Source organism: Desulfamplus magnetovallimortis (assembly GCF_900170035.1).
Lineage (GTDB): Bacteria > Desulfobacterota > Desulfobacteria > Desulfobacterales > Desulfobacteraceae > Desulfamplus > Desulfamplus magnetovallimortis.
The window spans coordinates 465091-465578 of sequence record NZ_LT828542.1; the positions used below are offsets into that span (position 1 = coordinate 465091).

At 46.5% G+C, this 488-nt stretch carries 1 protein-coding gene; it reads left to right on the forward strand.

Features of this window, described 5'->3' with window-relative positions:
- Nucleotides 1–25: 25 nt before the first annotated feature.
- A partial coding sequence (locus MTBBW1_RS08695) for an AAA family ATPase (RefSeq protein WP_139786714.1) occupies nt 26–488 on the forward strand: 463 nt, incomplete at its 3' end.

Sequence of the window (488 nt, forward strand, 5' to 3'; positions counted from 1 at the left end):
TCGTATTGACTGGGACGACGTCAAAATGCTCATAGATACCAAACGTTACTTCATACTCCATGCCCCACGCCAGACAGGAAAGACAAGCACACTGCTGGCCATGATGGAAACAATAAACCAAGGAGATGAGTACAAGGCTATCTACTCCAACATCGAATCAGCCCAGGCTGCAAGGGGCGATCTGACACGAGGCATTCCGGAAATTGCAAGGGCCATATGTGCTGATGCTGAATATTATCTCAATGATTTTGTGCCAAGAAAACTTCTCCATGTAATAACAAACACAGTAAAAGCTGAAGGTCTCATTGCTGAACTACTTGCAAGGTGGTGCCAGGCAAGCGATAAACCACTTGTGCTTCTTCTTGATGAAGTAGATGCCCTTGTAGGTGATACCCTGATTTCACTTCTTCGCCAGTTACGGGCAGGATATAATAAAAGACCCCGGGCTTTTCCCATAAGCGTCATTCTCTGCGGGGTTCGTGATGTGC